Source organism: Micromonospora sp. NPDC004704 (genome assembly GCF_053601675.1).
The window spans coordinates 142,266-159,304 of the sequence record NZ_JBSGCD010000001.1; the positions used below are offsets into that span (position 1 = coordinate 142,266).

At 70.5% G+C, this 17,039-nt stretch carries 18 protein-coding genes; 14 read left to right on the top strand and 4 right to left on the bottom strand.

Going from position 1 to position 17,039, the window contains the following annotated elements:
* The first annotated feature begins 24 nt into the window (after positions 1-24).
* The 5 genes from dop (at position 25) to prcA (ending at position 5,235) form a co-directional block, all read left to right on the top strand.
* The gene (gene dop, locus ACWEFB_RS00665) at positions 25-1,542 is read left to right on the top strand and encodes a depupylase/deamidase Dop (protein ID WP_452280863.1); all 1,518 of its coding nucleotides are present in this window, start codon (positions 25-27) and stop codon (positions 1,540-1,542) included.
* A gap of 91 nt (positions 1,543-1,633) precedes the next feature.
* Positions 1,634-2,926, top strand: coding sequence for an acyltransferase family protein (locus ACWEFB_RS00670; RefSeq protein WP_452280865.1), 1,293 nt, complete (start codon positions 1,634-1,636; stop codon positions 2,924-2,926).
* Between the two features lie 171 nt (positions 2,927-3,097).
* Positions 3,098-3,313, top strand: coding sequence for a ubiquitin-like protein Pup (locus ACWEFB_RS00675; protein WP_326558577.1), 216 nt, complete (start codon positions 3,098-3,100; stop codon positions 3,311-3,313).
* Positions 3,314-3,485: 172 nt separating this feature from the next.
* Complete coding sequence (gene prcB, locus ACWEFB_RS00680; protein ID WP_452280867.1) at positions 3,486-4,325, top strand: proteasome subunit beta; 840 nt, start codon at positions 3,486-3,488, stop codon at positions 4,323-4,325.
* 73 nt (positions 4,326-4,398) lie between these two features.
* Positions 4,399-5,235 (top strand): proteasome subunit alpha, encoded by an 837-nt coding sequence (prcA, locus tag ACWEFB_RS00685; RefSeq protein ID WP_326558575.1) that lies wholly within the window; start codon positions 4,399-4,401, stop codon positions 5,233-5,235.
* Between the two features lie 26 nt (positions 5,236-5,261).
* Here prcA and ACWEFB_RS00690 read toward each other — a convergent pair whose 3' ends face one another.
* Both ACWEFB_RS00690 and rfbD read right to left on the bottom strand, forming a co-directional pair.
* Positions 5,262-6,311 (bottom strand): glycosyltransferase family 2 protein, encoded by a 1,050-nt coding sequence (locus tag ACWEFB_RS00690; protein ID WP_452280870.1) that lies wholly within the window; start codon positions 6,309-6,311, stop codon positions 5,262-5,264.
* Positions 6,312-6,399: 88 nt separating this feature from the next.
* Complete coding sequence (rfbD, locus tag ACWEFB_RS00695) at positions 6,400-7,290, bottom strand: dTDP-4-dehydrorhamnose reductase (RefSeq protein ID WP_452280872.1); 891 nt, start codon at positions 7,288-7,290, stop codon at positions 6,400-6,402.
* A gap of 147 nt (positions 7,291-7,437) precedes the next feature.
* On the opposite strand from rfbD, the gene rfbA reads away from it, so the two are divergent.
* The 3 genes from rfbA to ACWEFB_RS00710 all read left to right on the top strand — a co-directional run bounded on the left by rfbA (position 7,438) and on the right by ACWEFB_RS00710 (position 10,022).
* Complete coding sequence (gene rfbA, locus ACWEFB_RS00700; protein WP_452280874.1) at positions 7,438-8,298, top strand: glucose-1-phosphate thymidylyltransferase RfbA; 861 nt, start codon at positions 7,438-7,440, stop codon at positions 8,296-8,298.
* A gap of 102 nt (positions 8,299-8,400) precedes the next feature.
* The gene (pafA, locus tag ACWEFB_RS00705; RefSeq protein WP_326558571.1) at positions 8,401-9,759 is read left to right on the top strand and encodes a Pup--protein ligase; all 1,359 of its coding nucleotides are present in this window, start codon (positions 8,401-8,403) and stop codon (positions 9,757-9,759) included.
* Positions 9,760-9,815: 56 nt separating this feature from the next.
* Positions 9,816-10,022, top strand: a complete 207-nt coding sequence (locus ACWEFB_RS00710) for a hypothetical protein (protein ID WP_326558570.1) — start codon at positions 9,816-9,818, stop codon at positions 10,020-10,022.
* A 15-nt stretch (positions 10,023-10,037) separates the two neighbouring features.
* On the opposite strand, the gene ACWEFB_RS00715 is transcribed toward ACWEFB_RS00710, so the two are convergent.
* Positions 10,038-11,123, bottom strand: coding sequence for a DUF3866 family protein (locus ACWEFB_RS00715; RefSeq protein ID WP_452280876.1), 1,086 nt, complete (start codon positions 11,121-11,123; stop codon positions 10,038-10,040).
* 51 nt (positions 11,124-11,174) lie between these two features.
* Positions 11,175-12,131 (bottom strand): cation diffusion facilitator family transporter, encoded by a 957-nt coding sequence (locus ACWEFB_RS00720; RefSeq protein ID WP_452280878.1) that lies wholly within the window; start codon positions 12,129-12,131, stop codon positions 11,175-11,177.
* Positions 12,132-12,236: 105 nt separating this feature from the next.
* Between ACWEFB_RS00720 and ACWEFB_RS00725 the strand changes: the two genes are divergently transcribed.
* The 6 genes from ACWEFB_RS00725 to ACWEFB_RS00750 all read left to right on the top strand — a co-directional run bounded on the left by ACWEFB_RS00725 (position 12,237) and on the right by ACWEFB_RS00750 (position 16,986).
* Positions 12,237-13,232 carry a helix-turn-helix transcriptional regulator gene (locus tag ACWEFB_RS00725; RefSeq protein WP_326558567.1) on the top strand — a complete coding sequence of 332 codons (996 nt, stop codon included), beginning with the start codon at positions 12,237-12,239 and terminating at the stop codon, positions 13,230-13,232.
* 20 nt (positions 13,233-13,252) lie between these two features.
* On the top strand, positions 13,253-14,233 hold the full coding sequence (locus ACWEFB_RS00730) for a helix-turn-helix transcriptional regulator (protein WP_326558566.1): 981 nt from the start codon (positions 13,253-13,255) through the stop codon (positions 14,231-14,233).
* A 10-nt stretch (positions 14,234-14,243) separates the two neighbouring features.
* Positions 14,244-14,492, top strand: a complete 249-nt coding sequence (locus ACWEFB_RS00735; protein ID WP_452280881.1) for a hypothetical protein — start codon at positions 14,244-14,246, stop codon at positions 14,490-14,492.
* Between the two features lie 203 nt (positions 14,493-14,695).
* Complete coding sequence (gene tatA / locus ACWEFB_RS00740) at positions 14,696-14,995, top strand: Sec-independent protein translocase subunit TatA (RefSeq protein WP_326558564.1); 300 nt, start codon at positions 14,696-14,698, stop codon at positions 14,993-14,995.
* Between the two features lie 18 nt (positions 14,996-15,013).
* The gene (tatC, locus tag ACWEFB_RS00745) at positions 15,014-15,946 is read left to right on the top strand and encodes a twin-arginine translocase subunit TatC (protein WP_326558563.1); all 933 of its coding nucleotides are present in this window, start codon (positions 15,014-15,016) and stop codon (positions 15,944-15,946) included.
* Between the two features lie 116 nt (positions 15,947-16,062).
* Positions 16,063-16,986 (top strand): YegS/Rv2252/BmrU family lipid kinase, encoded by a 924-nt coding sequence (locus ACWEFB_RS00750; RefSeq protein WP_452281392.1) that lies wholly within the window; start codon positions 16,063-16,065, stop codon positions 16,984-16,986.
* Positions 16,987-17,039 lie beyond the last annotated feature (53 nt).

Sequence of the window (17,039 nt, forward strand, 5' to 3'; positions counted from 1 at the left end):
GGAAGAGGAAAGTGGGGCAGCGGCATGAGCGTACGGCGGATCATGGGCGCCGAGGTCGAATACGGTATCTCGGTTCCCGGGCAGGCCGGGGCCAATCCGATGGTCACCTCGTCACAGGTGGTCAACGCCTACGGCGCACGTCCCGAGTTGACCCGTGGCGGTCGTGCTCGGTGGGACTACGAGGAGGAGTCACCGCTGCGCGACGCGCGCGGTTTCACCTACTCCGGTGCGGCCTACGACCCGGCTGAGGCGCTCGCCGACGAGGATCTGGGCCTGGCGAACGTGATACTGACCAACGGTGCCCGGCTCTACGTCGACCACGCCCACCCGGAGTACTCGACTCCCGAGGTGACCAACCCGATGGACCTGGTCCGTTGGGACAAGGCGGGGGAGCGGGTGATGGCCGAGGCGGCCCGGCGGGCCGAGACGATTCCCGGTACCCACCCGATCCACCTCTACAAGAACAACACCGACAACAAGGGCGCCAGCTACGGCGCGCACGAGAACTACCTGATGCGCCGGCAGACCCCGTTCGCCGACATCGTCACGTACCTCACCCCGTTCTTCGTGACCCGGCAGATCTTCTGCGGGGCGGGCCGGGTCGGTGTTGGCCAGGACGGTTCGCAACCGGGCTTCCAGATCTCCCAACGTGCGGACTTCTTCGAGGTAGAGGTCGGCCTGGAGACCACGCTGAAGCGGCCGATCATCAACACCCGCGACGAGCCGCACGCGGACGCCGACAAGTACCGCCGGCTGCACGTGATCATCGGCGACGCGAACCTCTCCGAGATCTCCACCTACCTCAAGGTCGGCACCACCGCCCTGGTCCTGACGATGATCGAGGAGAAGGCGCTCACCCCCGACCTCGGCATCGCCGATCCGGTGGCCGAGTTGCGCTCGGTCAGCCACGACCCGTCGCTGACGCATCGGATGCGGCTGCGCGACGGCCGCCGGCTCACCGCGCTCGATTTGCAGTGGGCGTACTACGAGCGGGCGCGGGCCTTCGTCGAGGACCGGTACGGTGCCGACGCCGACGAGCAGACCCTGGACGTGCTGGAGCGGTGGGAGGGCGTGCTGGACCGGCTCGGACGCGACCCGATGCTCTGCGCCGGCGAGCTGGACTGGGTGGCGAAGCTGCGGCTGCTGGAGGGCTACCGGGAGCGGGAGAAGCTCGGCTGGGCCTCGCACAAGCTGCAACTGGTCGACCTGCAGTACTCCGACGTACGCCCGGAGAAGGGCCTCTACCACCGGTTGGTGGCCCGGGGGTCGATGGCCACCCTGCTGCCCGACGAGCAGACCCGGCGGGCGATGGTCGAGCCGCCCGAGGACACCCGCGCCTACTTCCGGGGTCGCTGCCTGGCCCAGTACGCCTCCGAGGTGGTCGCGGCGAGCTGGGATTCGGTCATCTTCGACGTCGGCCGGGAGTCGCTGGTCCGGGTGCCGATGATGGAACCGGAGCGCGGCACGCGCAAGCACGTGGGGGCGTTGTTCGACCGCTGCCCGAGCGCCAAGGACCTGCTGGAGACCATCACGGGCAACTGATCGGGGGAGCCGCTCCGGGATTTTTGTCGGAGATCGGTGCTGTGGCATGCTTCCGTGTCACGTGCTCCGTTCCCACCCCGGGCGGTTTCTCTTGTTTCCTCTCCTGCTGCGCACGGCGCGTCGCTCGACCGTGTCCGTACCGCTGAGCAAGGCGTACACCGGACGGGCCAACAGCTTCGGCTTCCTCCGGCTCGGGTTCGCCTTCGCCGTCGTGCTGGCGCACGCCGCGGTGCTCGGTTACGACCGCGCGCTCACCACCCGGGTCGACATTCCCGGGCTGGCCGTGGCCGGTTTCTTCGGGGTCTCCGGATTCCTGATCACCCGCAGCGCCCGGCGCACCTCGCTGCCGCGCTTCCTCTGGCACCGCGCCCTGCGGATCTGGCCCGGCCTGTGGGTCTGCCTGCTGTTCGTCGCCTTTGTCGTCGCGCCGACCTTCTACTACCTGCGGCACGGCACCCTCGACGGGCTGTGGCGGCACCGGGTCGGCGTGATCAACTACCTGCAGCAGAACTGGTGGGGTGGCCTCCGACAGGGCGGCATCGTCGACGTGTTCCGGTTCGACACGCCGTACGGGATCGGGCACAAGCGGTCCCTGCCCAACGGATCGCTCTGGACGCTCGCGTACGAGATCTTCTGTTATCTCCTGGTCGCCGGGCTGGCGGTGCTCGCGGTCCTGCGTCGGGCCCGCTGGCTGGTGCTGCTCTTCGCGGTCTTCGTGTTCGGGGTGCTCGTTTACAACCACTACCAGCAGTTGCGTTTCGGTCACCCTCCGGTGTTCAGTTCCGGAGAGTTCGGGCCGCTGCCGCTACTCGGGCCGCTCGGCAAGCAGTGGTTCCTCTGGTACGGCTTCATGTTCCTCGCCGGTGGGGTCGCCGAGCTGTACAGCGACCGGCTACCGATCAACGACCTGCTCGGCGTGGCCGCGCTCGCGGTGATCGGTTGGTTCGCGTTCCGGGGCGAGCTGTTCGGCCCCGGCCTGCTCGCCTACGAGTACGTGATCCTCTGGCTCGCCGTGCGGCTACCGAAGGCCCTGCACCGGGTCGGACAGACCAACGACTACTCGTACGGCGTCTACATCTACTCGTTCGTGGTCGAACAGGTGCTGGCCAAGTACGGCGTACAGAAGATCGGCCTGGCCGGCTACTTCGTGGCCAGCGCCCTGGTCAGCCTGGTCATCGCCGCGTTCTCCTGGCACCTGGTGGAGAAGCAGGCCCTGCGTCTCAAGGACTGGAACCCCCGCCTGCCCTGGCGCGGCGGCAGGTCGGGCCCCGACGACGGTGGCGATCCCGAGGCGAGGGAACCCGTACCGGGAGGTGGTCCGACCGGTGCCACCGACCCGTCGGACCGTGGTCGCCCGCCGGTCGCCGTACCCGCCGCCGGGTAGACCCGGTACCGATCGTCCGTCGTCTCCCGTGCCCCGGCACGGGACCGGTCCCGTCGTGCCCGTCGTGGGGACGCGAATCGGGCAGGCGAGCGGTAAAGGTCGCGGTCGTCGCCCCGTTCTGTCGCTCTTCCGAGGTAGGTTTCTTGCAAGCGATCGTGGAGGAGGCACCAGATGGCTACCCGTGACACCGGCGGTCAGTCCCAGTCCGGCAAGGCGCGCCGCGACGAAGAGGTCGAGGACGTCACCACCGAGGCGAATCCCGAGGTCGCGGAGCGGCATGCCGAGATCACCGAGGATGTCGACGACCTGCTCGACGAGATCGACTCCGTGCTCGAGGAGAACGCGGAAGAGTTCGTCCGGGGTTATGTCCAAAAGGGTGGCGAGTAGCCTCCGGTCGGGCTCCGGTAAGCCGCTCGCGTCGTCACACCACGCCGGCACCGAGATCATCGCGCGGGGCGGAGGCAGACGATAGTCTGCTTCAACCGCAACGGTGGTCGTGGCCGGTCAGGCGACGGCGCAGGGCGTTGGGCATTGGCGATCACGTACTGAGAGGAACCACGTGGCAGCGGGTTTTGATCCATCCGGGCGGCTACCAGATGTGTTCACCAACGCGGGGACGTCCTCCTTCACACAGTTCCTGAGCAAGGTGGCGCCGGAGCTGCTGCCCGGCCGCCGGCCGCTACCGCCGGGCCTGGCCGCCGACATAGCGCCGCACGCGACCACCATTGTCGCCATCACCAGCGCCACCGGCGTGGTGATGGCCGGCGACCGCCGGGCCACCATGGGCAACATGATCTCCAGCCGGGACATCCAGAAGGTCCACCCGGCGGACCGGCACTCGCTGGTCGGTATCGCCGGCACCGCCGGCATCGGTATCGAGATGATGCGACTGTTCCAGGTCGAGCTCGAACACTACGAGAAGATCGAGGGCGCGGTTCTCTCCCTCGACGGAAAGGCCAACCGGCTCGCCTCGATGATCCGGGGCAACCTCGGCGCCGCGATGCAGGGCCTGGCCGTGATCCCGCTCTTCGCCGGCTTCGACCTCGCCGTCGCGGACCCGGCCAAGGCCGGCCGCATCTTCAGCTTCGACGTCGCCGGTGGCCCCTACGAGGAGACCGGCTACGACGCCATCGGCTCCGGGTCCCTGTTCGCCCGCTCGGCGCTGAAGAAGCGCTACCGGCCCGGCCTGAGCACCGACGAGGTGGTCCGGCTCGCCGTCGAGGCGCTCTACGACGCGGCCGACGACGACACCGCCACCGGCGGCCCCGACCTCACCCGCCGGATCTACCCGGTGGTGATGACAGCCACGGCGGAGGGGACCAACCGGCTCACCGAGGCCGAGACCGCGTCGGTCGCCGAAGCCGTCGTCGCGGCCCGGATGGAGAACCCGGGCGGCTGAGGTCGACCACCATCCCTCCCGTACGCCGTCAGCTCGTTAGTCGCCAGACCAGCTTGTAAGGAGAACCGCCGCCGTGGCCATGCAGTTCTACGCCTCGCCAGAGCAGATCATGCGCGACCGCTCCGAGCTGGCCCGCAAGGGCATCGCCCGGGGTCGTAGCGCGGTGGTACTCAGCTACGAGGGCGGGATTCTCTTCGTCGCGGAGAATCTCTCCAGCGCCCTGCACAAGGTCAGTGAGATCTACGACCGGATCGGCTTCGCCGCCGTCGGCCGCTACAACGAGTTCGAGAACCTCCGCCGCGCCGGCGTACGGATGGCCGACCTGAACGGGCTCAGCTACGACCGGCGGGACGTGACCGGCCGGGCACTGGCCAACGCGTACGCGCAGACCCTGGGTGCGATCTTCACCGAGCAGTCCAAGCCGTTCGAGGTGGAGATCTGTGTCGCCGAGGTCGGCGTCACCCCGGACGACGACGAGATCTACCGGCTGACCTACGACGGCTCGGTCAACGACGAGCCGGGTCGGATGGCGATGGGCGGGCAGAGCGAGGCGATCACCGTCGCGCTGCGCGACAACCACCGCAACGACATGTCGCTCAGCGAGGCCGTACGGCTCGCGGTGCAGGCCCTGCGCAGCGTCGGTGGCGAGAACGGTGCCGCCAGGACGATCGCGGCGAACCAGCTCGAGGTCGCGGTGCTGGACCGGGGCCGGATCGGGCGTACCTTCCGTCGGATCACCGGTGCCGCCCTGACCAGCCTGCTCGACGGGGAGGCGGAGCCGAAGGGCGCCGAGGCCCCCGAGCCGACGCCGGCCGGCCCGGCGACTCCGGCCACCGGCCCGGACAAGCCCGCGGTCTCGGCCGCCTCGGCCGACCTGGAAACGAAGGACACCGAGCAGCCCGAGGGCTGACCCGGTGTCCGGCGGGGCGGGTGGTCTCAGACCCAGCGTCGAACCACCCGCCAGTACGCCGACATCAACACGTTCAGCAGGCCCACTCCCGGCGGGCTGATCAGCGGGGTGTTGAACCGGTCGGTCAGGACCCGCATCCAGACCCGGTCCGGGACGGTCCGCTCGGCGTGCAACTGCCGACGGCGCTCGCCCAGGTGCCGCCGGTGCCGCCAGAGCCAGCCGTAGCCGCGCAGCTTGTCCCGGAACCAGCCCTCCTTGACCGCGAGCAGCAGCATCACCAGCTCCAGCGCGAGCAGCGGCGGTGCGAGCAGCAGCAGCGGCCGGCGACCCCAGAGGGTGGCCACGAACATCAGCCGGTTCCGTTCGACCAGGTAGTACTTGAAGCTGTTGCGGCTGAACTCGTACCGGTGCAGGGCGACCGCGTCCGGCACGTTGAGCACCCGCAGACCGACCCGCCAGGTACGGATGGAGAGGTCGGCGTCCTCGTGGTAGGCGAAGTAGTGCGGGTCGAAGCCGCCCAGCCGGTCCCAGTGGCTGCGTGAGGTCACCAGGCAGGCGCCCATCGCCCCGGCCGTCTCGGTCGGCTCGGACCGGGTCTCCCGTTCCCGGAAGCCGCCGATCCAGCTCACCCCGAGCACGTGGACCTCGTTGCCCGAGGAGTTGAGCAGGTCGGGTTCGTCGGCCAGGCGTACCGCCCCGGCGGCGATGCCCACGTCCGACTGGTCCACCACCTCGACCAGCCGGGCCAGGGTGTTCGGCTCGACGATCGCGTCCCCGTTGACCAGTGCCACGTAGTCCCCGCTGGCGGCCGTCACGCCGAGGTTGCAGCCGGCGGAGAAGCCGATGTTCTCGCCCTCGCCGACCACCACCACGCCGGGCAGCTTCGCCAGCACCTCGACGTCGTCGGTGGTGCAGCCGTTGTCGACGAGAACCACCTCGACCTCCACCTTCGCCGAGGCCAGCAACGTCTCCACGGAGCGGCGAAGCAGTGGCTCGGCCTTCCATGCGAGCACGATCGCGCTGACCCGTGGGAGGCGGCTGTGTTCGACGAAGGAACCGGCGTTCGGGTCGTGCATGTCGGCGTGTTCTCCCGGGGTCGGATATCGCTCGGCGGTGCGGGATGGGATCGGGCTGCGCGGGATGGATCAGGTCGTGGGGGATCGATCAGGTGGCCGGGACGAGGCCCCGGCCGGCGAGCGCGCCACCGAGCATCTCGTGCCAGTCTGGCATGGGTGCGAGTCCCGCCGACCGCCACCGATCGTGGCCCAGCACGCTGTACGCCGGGCGGGGCGCCGGCAGGGGATAGTTCTCGCTGGTGGTGGGCCGGACCCGGGACGGATCGAGGCCGCTCAGCTCGAACACCGCGCGGGCCAGGCCGAACCAGGTGGTCTGTCCGGACGCGGTGCCGTGGTAGATCCCGGCCGGGGCCGCACCGGAGCGTGCGGCGTCACCCAACTCGACCAGCCGGGACGCCAGCGCGTGGGACCAGGTGGGCTGGCCGAGCTGGTCGTCGACCACGGTGAGGTGTTCGCGTTCGGCGGCGAGCCGCAACATGGTGTTGACGAAGTTCCGGCCGTGGGTCCCGTAGAGCCAGGCGGTACGGACCACGTAACCGGTCTCCGGCAGCAGCCGGGTCACGGCCTGCTCACCGACGAGCTTGCTGCGCCCGTACGCGTTGATCGGGGCGGTGGGGGCGTCCTCCGGGTAGGGCCGGTCGGCGTTGCCGGGGAACACGTAGTCGGTGGAGACGTGCACCAGGCGCGCACCGGCCTGCGCGCATGCCCGGGCCAGGTTCTCGACGCCCGTCCCGTTGACGGCGGTGGCCTCGTCCTCGTGCGTCTCGGCCCCGTCGACGTTGGTCCAGGCGGCGGCGTTGATCACGACGTCGTGCCCGGTCACCGCAGCCAGCAGCGCCGCCGGGTCGGTCAGGTCGAGTTCCGCCCTCGTGGCGGCGGTGAACCTGCGGGCGGGGTCGGCGCCGAGCACCGCCACCAGGTCCCGGCCGAGCATGCCGCCGGCACCGGTGACCAGCCAGTTGTCGATCCGTTCGGTCATTCCCCGCCTCGCTTCGCCGGCCGAGCCCCTGGGATCCGGCCCGTCGACGGGGGATCCGTACGGGTTGGTGAGTCTACGCGACGAGTGGGCGGAACCAGCCGGCACGTGGGGCGCGCCGACATCACCGAGAATCGGTACTCTCCCCAGGTGCGTGGAATCCTGCTCGCCGGTGGCACCGGCTCCCGACTCTGGCCGCTGACCAAGGCGGTATCGAAGCAGCTGATGCCGGTCTTCGACAAGCCGATGATCTACTACCCGCTCTCCACGCTGGTGATGTCCGGCATTCGGGAGATCCTGGTCATCACCACCCCCGACGACCAGGACCAGTTCCGGCGTCTGCTGGGTGACGGGAGTCAGTTCGGCCTGCGTCTGGAGTACTGCGCCCAACCGCGACCGGAGGGCATCGCGCAGGCGTTCGTCCTCGGGGCCGACTTCATCGGTGACGACTCGGTGGCGCTGGTCCTCGGCGACAACATCTTCCACGGCGTCGGTCTCGGTCGGCAGCTAGCCGACCAGAACGACCTGGTCGGTGGGCGGGTCTTCGCCTACCAGGTGGCCAACCCGGAGGAATACGGCGTGGTCGACTTCGACGAGCACGGGCAGGTGCTCTCGATCGAGGAGAAGCCGGCCAAGCCGAAGTCCCGTTACGCCGTGCCCGGGCTCTACTTCTACGACAACCGGGTGGTCAAGATCGCCCGCGACCTGCGCCCCAGCGACCGTGGCGAGCTGGAGATCACCGCGGTCAACGAGGCGTACCGCGAGCTCGGCGAGCTGAGCGTGATGGTGCTCGATCGGGGCACCGCCTGGCTCGACACCGGCACCTTCACCTCGATGATGCAGGCGGCCGAGTTCGTCCGGGTGATCGAGGAACGCCAGGGCATGAAGATCGGCTGCGTGGAGGAGGTCGCCTGGCGGGCCGGCCTGATCGACGACGATCAGCTCCGCACCCTGGCCCTGCCACTGCTCAAGAGCGGGTACGGCGAATACCTGCTCAATCTGCTCCGCTGACGTACCCGCATCGGCCGTTCCGCGGGGAGTTTCGGCGCCGACGCGCGGAATGTGCGACCCGAGGGCGACCATTCGGCGGCTCCGGGCGGCTAGTGTCTGTTCATGGAGCGGCGAATCTTCGGTCTTGAGACCGAGTACGGCGTCACCTGCACCTACCGCGGTCAGCGGCGACTCTCCCCGGACGAGGTCGCGCGCTACCTCTTCCGTCGGGTGGTGTCCTGGGGACGATCCAGCAATGTCTTCCTGCGCAACGGCGCCCGGCTCTATCTCGACGTCGGGTCCCATCCGGAGTACGCGACACCGGAGTGCGACTCGGTCACCGACCTGGTCGCGCACGACCGGGCCGGTGAGCGGATCCTCGAGGGGTTGCTCGTCGACGCCGAGAAACGGCTGCACGACGAGGGCATCGCCGGTGAGATCTACCTGTTCAAGAACAACACCGACTCGGCCGGCAACTCGTACGGCTGCCACGAGAACTACCTGGTCTCCCGGCACGGGGAGTTCGGCCGCCTGGCCGACGTCCTGATCCCGTTCCTGGTGACCCGACAGTTGATCTGTGGCGCGGGCAAGGTGCTGCAGACCCCGCGCGGTGCGGTGTACTGCCTCTCCCAGCGGGCTGAGCACATCTGGGAGGGCGTGTCGTCGGCGACCACCCGGAGCCGACCGATCATCAACACCCGCGACGAGCCGCACGCCGACGCCGAACGCTACCGCCGGCTGCACGTCATCGTCGGCGACTCCAACATGAACGAGGTCACCACCCTGCTCAAGGTCGGCACCGCGGACATCGTGCTGCGGATGATCGAGGCCGGGGTGGTGATGCGGGACCTGTCGCTGGAGAACCCGATCCGGGCGATCCGGGAGGTGTCCCACGACATCACCGGCCGGCGCAAGGTCAGGCTGGCCTCCAACAAGGAGGTCAGCGCGCTGGAGATCCAGCAGGAGTACCTGGCCAAGGCGACCGAGTTCGTCGAGCGTCGCGGCGGTGACCAGACCGCGAAGCGGGTGGTGGAACTCTGGGGACGGGTGCTGAACGCGGTGGAGAGCGGTGACCTCGAACCGGTCTCCCGGGAGATCGACTGGGTCAGCAAGCTGAAGCTGATCGAGCGCTACCAGGCCAAGCACGACCTGCCGCTGTCCCACCCCCGGATCGCCCAGATGGACCTGGCCTACCACGACGTCCGCCGGGGACGCGGCCTCTACGGGCTGTTGGAGCGGCGCGGCCAGGTGGACCGGATCGCCACCGACCCGGAGATCTTCGAGGCCAAGGAGACGCCTCCGCAGACCACCCGGGCGCGGCTGCGCGGCGAGTTCATTCGGCACGCGCAGGAGAAGCGCCGGGACTTCACCGTCGACTGGGTGCACCTGAAGCTCAACGACCAGGCGCAGCGCACCGTGCTGTGCAAGGACCCGTTCCGGGCGTACGACGAGCGGGTGGAGCGGCTGATCGCGAGCATGTGAGCGGTGCCGGGCCGGCGTACGCGGCGACGCCGGTTCCGGGTAGTCTCGGGGGCGTTATGACACCTCCTGACCATTCCGCCGAAGAGCCGCCCGAGCGCAACACCGATCAGGTGCGCCAGGGGTGGGTCAACCGGCGTCGCGAGAAGATCGTCGAAGAGATCGCGCGCAACCGGCGGGGCGAGTACACCGTGCCGACCTGGGTGCTGGTGACGGCACTGGTGCTGCTCGTCGCCGGTTGGATCTCGGTCGTGGTGTTCAGCTAGGTCGGCCGGTCCGGATCACCCCAGGAGGGTGACCGCGTGCCGGCCGGCCGCTGCCGCGGCGAGGAAGTAGGCGTGGTCGGCGTCCAGTCCCCGGCCCATGGTCGACAGCGTGACCGGGGCCGCCCGCAGCGCGGCGTCCAGCCCGTCGGTGTCGACCCGGATCACCCGGTGCCGACCCATCAGCGGTGTCAGTGACTCCTCCACCTCGGCGGCCAGCGCCGGCTCCAGGCCGTTCGGCACCACCAGGTCCGCCGGCGTGAGAGCCACCCTTCCGTACGCGGTGAGGCTGTGGTGGGACAGGCCACGGTGACGGTCCCGGGCGTCGGCGCCGGAGATGCGCAGCGAGCCGACCGGCCGACCGCCCAGCGCGGTAACCGCGTTGACGGCCTCACCGACCGCGACTCCGGAGAAACCCCAGCGGGTTCCTGTGCCCAGGTTGCCCGGCCCCTGGGCGACGATCGCGATGTCCGCGTGGAACACGTGTCGGGCGGCGAGCAGCCCACCGTGCAGGTTGGTGGCCTCCAGGTCACCGCCGAACGCCTGCCCGACCGTCACCGTGCCGGCGAGTTCACCGTCGAGGGCGGCCAGAGTGCGGGAGAACCACGCCGGTAGCGCCCCGCCGTCGGTCATCAGGTAGGCGATCCGCACCCGTGGCCCGTCGGCCCGGATGCCGGCCACGATCGCCGGCAGCGCCGAGTGCAGGTCGGCGGTGACCACCGGCAGGCCATCGAGGTCGTCGGCGTCGACCAGGGCGGCCCGGTGCGGTGAGGCCTCCTCGTCGGCGCCGAGCAGGATCGGTTGCAGCGGGGTGTACCGCGCCTTCACCAGGTGTCCGCCGTCGCGGTTGTCCAGCGCGTCCGGGGGGTCGGCCGGCAGCCGGTCGGGGAGTGCGACCACGAGGGCGTACCCGCCGGTGCCCAGCCCCATCAGCAACGCGCCGACGTTGAGCAGCACCCGGTCGCCGGGTTCCGGGGTGCCGACCAGGGCGGGATAGGCCAGCGCCCGGACGGCCGAGCCGTCGGGCAGCGCCACATCCAGCTCGATCGCGCCGCGCCACTGCCGTCGTACCGCCGTCACCGTGCCGGACCGCCATCGCACCATGTCCGGCACGGTAGCCGGGCCGGTGGCCGCCGGGGCGGCGGGGGCGTCGGGTCAGTCCGGCCGGGTGTCCGGGAGGTCCGGCGACTTGGAGCCGGTCGGGTCGAGGAAGACGAACCGTACGGCGGGGTTGCGGGCGATCAATCGCCGCTCGGCCTCGTCCGCGGCGGCCTCGATCGCGGCACCGGTGGCGTCGTCGGCGAAGTCGACCTTCGCCGCGACGAGGATCTCGTCCGGGCCCAGTTGCAGGGTCAGCAGGGTGTGGATCCGTACGACCGTCGGCACCCCGACCAGTTCGTCGTAGATCTCCTGTCGGGTGGAGGGTCCGGCCGCCCGGCCGAGCAGCAGGGAGAGATTGCTGCGGGCCAGCGTCACGGCCACCACCAGGAGCAGCAGGCCGATCATGATCGAGGCCAGGCCGTCCCAGAACCCGTTGTCGGTGATCTGGGAGAGCCCGACGCCGGCCCCCGCCAGCACCAGCCCGATCAGCGCCGCGCTGTCCTCGAAGAAGACCGCCTTCACCGTGGTGTCCGGGGTACGCCGCACCACCAGCCAGGGGCTGACCGAGAACCTCCGCGCCCGGCCCTTGATCTGCCGGCTCGCCCGTCGCCACGAGATCCCCTCGGCGACGGCCGAGATGGCCAGCACCACGTACGAGATGAGGTTGTCGTCCTGGCGCTGGTCGATCTGGATGGCGTGCACGCCCTGGGTGATGGAGAAGATGCCCCCGCCGACGAAGGTGAAGACCGCGGCCAGGAACGCCCAGGCGTAGCTCTCCCGCCCGTGTCCGAACGGCCGTTCGTCGTCGGCGGGCCGGGCACCCCGGCGCAGCGCGACGAAGAGCAGGACCTCGGTGGTGGTGTCCGCGAACGAGTGGGCGGCCTCCGACAGCACCGCCGCCGAGCCGCTGAGCAGGCCCGCCAGCACCTTCGCCGCGGCAATCGTCAGGTTCGCCACGCCGGCGATGATCACCGTGCCGACACTCTGCGCACCCTCCGGCGATCTCGCCATGAGGGCAGCCTATGGTCCCGTGGACGACATAACCGATGGATCGGATTGCTGCCCACCCCCGTGTGGGTGCGTACGCGGCGGGCCAACACTGCTAGCGTCTCAGGCGTGTCGCGGAGCCGCACCGAACGCCTGGTCAACCTGGTGATATGTCTGCTGTCCACGCGGCGGTTCCTGACCGCCGCGCAGATCGCCGCGACCGTGCCCGGTTATGAGCACGATCCGGACGATCCGCGCGACCATGAGGCGTTCCAACGCAAGTTCGAACGCGACAAGGCGGAGCTGCGCGAACTCGGCGTACCGCTGGAGACCGGCACGGCCAGTGTGTTCGACACCGAGCCCGGCTACCGGATCGCGCACCGCGAGTACGCCCTGCCCGAGATCCCGCTCGAACCGGACGAGGCCGCCGCCGTGGGGATCGCCGCCCGGCTCTGGCAGCACGCCGGCCTGGCCGCCGCCGCCTCGTCCGGCCTGGCCAAGCTCCGGGCGGCCGGCATCGACGTCGACCCGCAGGCGACCCTGGGCATGGAACCGGTGGTCACCGTCGACCCGGCCTTCGCACCGCTGACCGCCGCCGCCCGGGATCGTCGGGCGGTCACCTTCGACTACCGGGTGCCCGACGACGACGTGCCGACCAGCAGGCGGCTGCAGCCGTGGGGCGTGGTGTGCTGGCGGGGCCGATGGTACGTCGTCGGGCACGACCTCGACCGGGCGGCGACCCGGTGCTTCCGGCTTTCCCGGGTCGTCGGGACGGTCCGGATGGTGGGTCGGCCGGGCGGCTACGCCCCGCCCGAGGGCGTCGACCTGATCAGCCACGTGGCCCGCTGGTTCGGCCCGGTCGAGCGGACCGGCCGGGCGACCGTACTGGCCCGTCCCGGTCGGGCCGCCGGTCTGCGCCGCTGGGCGGGCGAGATCATCTCCGGTCCGGACGGGGACCGGCTGGTCCTGCCGTACGCGGATCCCGAGGCCCTCGCCGGCACCCTGGTGGGCTACGGGCCGGACATCCGGGTGCTCGACCCGCCGGAGGTCCGGGACGCGGTCATCCAGCGACTCAAGGAGATCGCCGCCCAGCACGACGTGATGGTGGGCGGGAGCACCGCATGAGCACGCGACGGAGTGACGCAATGAGTGGATCGCGGGCCTCGGCCGACCGGCTCGCCCGGCTGCTCAACCTGGTGCCGTACCTGCTGGCGCGGCCGGGGATCGAGCTGGCCGAGGCGGCCGGCGACCTCGGCGTCAGCGAGCGGCAACTGCGCGAGGACCTGGAACTGCTCTGGGTCTGCGGCCTGCCGGGTTACGGTCCCGGTGACCTGATCGACATGGCCTTCGACGGTGACCGGGTCACCATCACCTACGACGCCGGCATCGACCGTCCGTTGCGCCTCACCCCCGACGAGGCACTGGCGCTGGTGGTGGCGCTGCGGATGCTGGTCGAGACGCCGGGGATCGCGAACCGGGACGCGATCGAGCGCGCCCTGGCGAAAATCGAGGATGCCGCCGGGGACCTCGCCGACGCGCCGGTGGAGGTCCGGATGGCCGGTGACGGCGATCAGGCCGAGGCGCTGCACGGTGCGGTCCGGCGGGGCCGGGCGCTGCGGATCACCTACTACACCGCGGCCCGCGACGAGACCACCGAGCGGACCATCGACCCGATCCGGGTGCTGATGGTCGGCGGCCGGGCCTACCTCGAGGCGTGGTGCCGGCGGGCCGAGGCGGTACGGCTGTTCCGGGCCGACCGGATCGACGCGCAGACCGAGCTCGACGAACCCGCCGTGGTGCCGCCGCAGGCCACCCGGTTGCACGACTTCAGCGCCGGGGTCTTCCAGCCCTCGCCCGATCTGCCCCTGGTCACCCTGCGGGTGGGCCGCGGTGGCCGGTGGATCACCGAGTACTACCCGTGCGAGCAGGTCGAACCGGGCGACGGTGAGCAGTGGCTGGTCTCGTTGCGGGTGACCGACCTGGAGTGGGCCCGTCGTTTCGTCCTCGGCCTCGGTCCGGAGGTGACCGTGGTGTCCCCGGTCGACCTGGTCGAACAGGTACGCGACTCGGCCGCCGCCGCGCTCGACGCGTACGCCGTGCCGGCGCCGGCTGTCGCCGGGCACTAGGCTGACCGACGTGGTGACCTGGATCGTCCTCGCGGTGGTGCTGTTCGCTCTGCTCGTGCTCGTGCTGGCCGCCCGGCCGGTGCTGGCGCGGCTGCCCGGCCTGGAGCGGGCGGCGCTCGCCCTGCTGCGCCGGCAGGGGCAGGTGGAGGCGCTCGCCGCACGCGCCGAGACGCTCCAGGAGCGCCTGGTGGTCCTGCAACGGCAGGCCGAGGTCACCCAGCAACGTCTCATTTTGATCAAGGCCAAACACGGGGAGTGATCGCCCTCGTGCCCCGCTGCGGTCCCCGACCGGGGCGTTCGGGCAGGAAGAGCCCGTTGCACGGGTTGACGGGGCGCTCGCGTTGGTCAAGACTTCACCGACCGGATGCAACTGGCATCATCCCGTCGGGTGGCACGGGCCGGCAACACACGTACGATAGGCCCCGACACTCGCAATTCCACGAAGACCGACTGGAGCTTCCCATGGGTGCCCTCAAGCCGTGGCATATCGCCGTACTTGTGGTCGTGCTGATCCTGCTCTTCGGCGCGAAGCGGCTCCCGGACGCGGCCCGCTCGCTGGGCCGTTCGCTGCGCATCATCAAGGCCGAGACGAAGAGCCTCACCGACGATGACAAGGACCTCGCGGAGAAGGCCGACGCGCAGCACAGCCGGCAGCCGTACACGCCGGATCCGGTGATCCAGCCGAGCAGCGTGCACCAACCGGGTTACCAGCCGCCCGCGCCGCCGGTCACCGACCCGGTGCAGCGCGTCCGCGACAACTGACCCGGAGGCCCGAGCATCGTGGCCTTCGCACTTCGTAAGCGCGGACCGAGTCAGTTCGAGCGGGCCGCCGACGGCTCGATGACCCTGATCGAGCACGTCCGCGACCTGCGTACGAGGCTGTTCCGGGCGTCGCTGGCGATCGTGATCGGGTTCGCCGTCGGTATGTGGTTGGCCGACGCGGTCTTCGAACTGCTCAAGGCGCCCTACTGCGACCTGCCGGGGATGACGAAGCCCGACGGCAGTTGTCAGATGACCCAGCTCGGTCCGGCCGACGGCTTCCTGCTCCGCCTCAAGATCGCCCTGTGGGTGGGTCTGGTCGTCGCCGCGCCGGTCTGGCTCTACCAGCTCTGGGCGTTCATCGCGCCCGGTCTGCACCGGCACGAGCGCCGCTACGCGTACGCCTTCACCGGTCTGGCCGCGCCGCTGTTCGCCGGTGGTGCGTTCCTGGCCTACTTCGTGGTGCACAAGGGACTCCAGTTCCTGCTCGAGTCCGGGGTGACCGGCCTCGACACCCAACTGGAGGTCACCCGCTACATCTCGTTCGTCACCAGCATGATCCTGATGTTCGGGGTGGCGTTCGAGTTCCCGCTGGTGATCCTCATGCTCAACTTCGTGGGCATCGCCAGCGCCAGGCGGTTGCTGAGCTGGTGGCGGGTCGTCATCTTCCTGTTCTTCGCCTTCTCCGCGGTGGTCACCCCGACCCCGGACCCGTTCGGCATGACCGCGTTGGCGATCTGCCTCTCCGCGCTCTACTTCGCCGCGGTCGGGGTCGCGTTCATCAACGACAAGCGGCGTGGACGGGGCAAGGAGGTCTACGCCGGGCTCGACGACGACGAGGTCTCCCCGTTGACGCACGAGCCGGAGCCGGTCGAGGCCGGGGCGCGGGTCGAAACGGTGGCACCGGTGGCGCCGCCGAAGCCGATCGACAGCCGCTACGACGACATGACCTGACCGGTCACAGGACGGACGACCCGACGGTCGATCACCGCCCGGCGAACGAGGTATCGGCATCCTCGGCGCCGGGCGGTACCGTGCTCGCCGTGACCGCATCCGAGCACCGCGACCCGATCGGTTCCGCCGCCGTCCCGATCGGGGACGGGCCGGTGGCCGTGCTCGCCAATCCCACCGCCGGCCGGGGGCGGTACGCCGACCTCCTGCCCGCCGTACTGGAACGGCTGGGGGCGGCCGGGCGTCCGGTACGCGTACTCGAGGCCCGTACGGCCGGACAGGCCCAGGCCGGTTGCCACGCCGCGGTGGCCGACGGCGTCGCCGCGCTCGTGGCGGTGGGCGGCGACGGCACGGTGCACCTGGCCCTGCAGGCGGTGGCCGGCACACCGGTCGGATTCGGGCCGGTGCCGGTCGGAACCGGCAACGACTTCGCCCTGGAGACCGGCTTCCCGGCCGACCCGATCGCCGCCACCGACGTGATCATCGACGCGCTGCGCGCCGGCCGGGCCCGCCCGGTCGACCTGGCCCGGATGACCGGTCCGGACGCACCGCCCCGCTGGTACGGCGCGGTGCTCGGCGCCGGATTCGACGCGATCGTGAACGAGCGGGCCAACCGGATGCGCTGGCCGCGCGGGCCACTCCGCTACGACCTGGCCATCCTGGTCGAACTGGCCCGGCTCCGGCCGAGGGCCTACACCCTGCGCCTGGACGGGGTGGCACACGAGATCGAGGCCGTGCTGGTGGCGGTCGGCAACTGCGCGAGTTACGGCGGCGGCATGCGGATCTGCCCGGCTGCCGACCCGACGGACGGGCTGCTCGACGTGGTGGTCGCCGGGGCGGTCGGTCGGGGCACCCTGATGAGGATCAAGCCGCAGGTCTACCGGGGCACGCACGTCGACCATCCGCTGGTGCGCGCCTACCGGGCCCGGACGGTGGAAATCACTGCCGCCGAGGGCATCGTCTGCTACGCCGACGGGGAGCGGATCGGCCCGCTGCCGGTGACGGTGGACGCGGTGCCCGGCGCGGTCCGCCTGCTGCGCTGAGCGGCCCGCACCGGCGGTGAACGCTGCGGCGCACAGCAGCGGCCCGGCAGTGG

Bases quoted from the DNA above. Each gene is read 5' to 3' on its own strand.
- ACWEFB_RS00730 (WP_326558566.1), top strand. From the start codon at position 13,253: ATGAGTGGATCGCGGGCCTCGGCCGACCGGCTCGCCCGGCTGCTCAAC.
- pafA (WP_326558571.1), top strand. From the start codon at position 8,401: ATGGAGCGGCGAATCTTCGGTCTTGAGACCGAGTACGGCGTCACCTGC.
- ACWEFB_RS00710 (WP_326558570.1), top strand. From the start codon at position 9,816: ATGACACCTCCTGACCATTCCGCCGAAGAGCCGCCCGAGCGCAACACC.
- ACWEFB_RS00675 (WP_326558577.1), top strand. From the start codon at position 3,098: ATGGCTACCCGTGACACCGGCGGTCAGTCCCAGTCCGGCAAGGCGCGC.
- dop (WP_452280863.1), top strand. From the start codon at position 25: ATGAGCGTACGGCGGATCATGGGCGCCGAGGTCGAATACGGTATCTCG.
- ACWEFB_RS00720 (WP_452280878.1), bottom strand. From the start codon at position 12,131: ATGGCGAGATCGCCGGAGGGTGCGCAGAGTGTCGGCACGGTGATCATC.
- rfbD (WP_452280872.1), bottom strand. From the start codon at position 7,290: ATGACCGAACGGATCGACAACTGGCTGGTCACCGGTGCCGGCGGCATG.
- tatA (WP_326558564.1), top strand. From the start codon at position 14,696: ATGGGTGCCCTCAAGCCGTGGCATATCGCCGTACTTGTGGTCGTGCTG.
- ACWEFB_RS00715 (WP_452280876.1), bottom strand. From the start codon at position 11,123: ATGGTGCGATGGCGGTCCGGCACGGTGACGGCGGTACGACGGCAGTGG.
- ACWEFB_RS00690 (WP_452280870.1), bottom strand. From the start codon at position 6,311: ATGCACGACCCGAACGCCGGTTCCTTCGTCGAACACAGCCGCCTCCCA.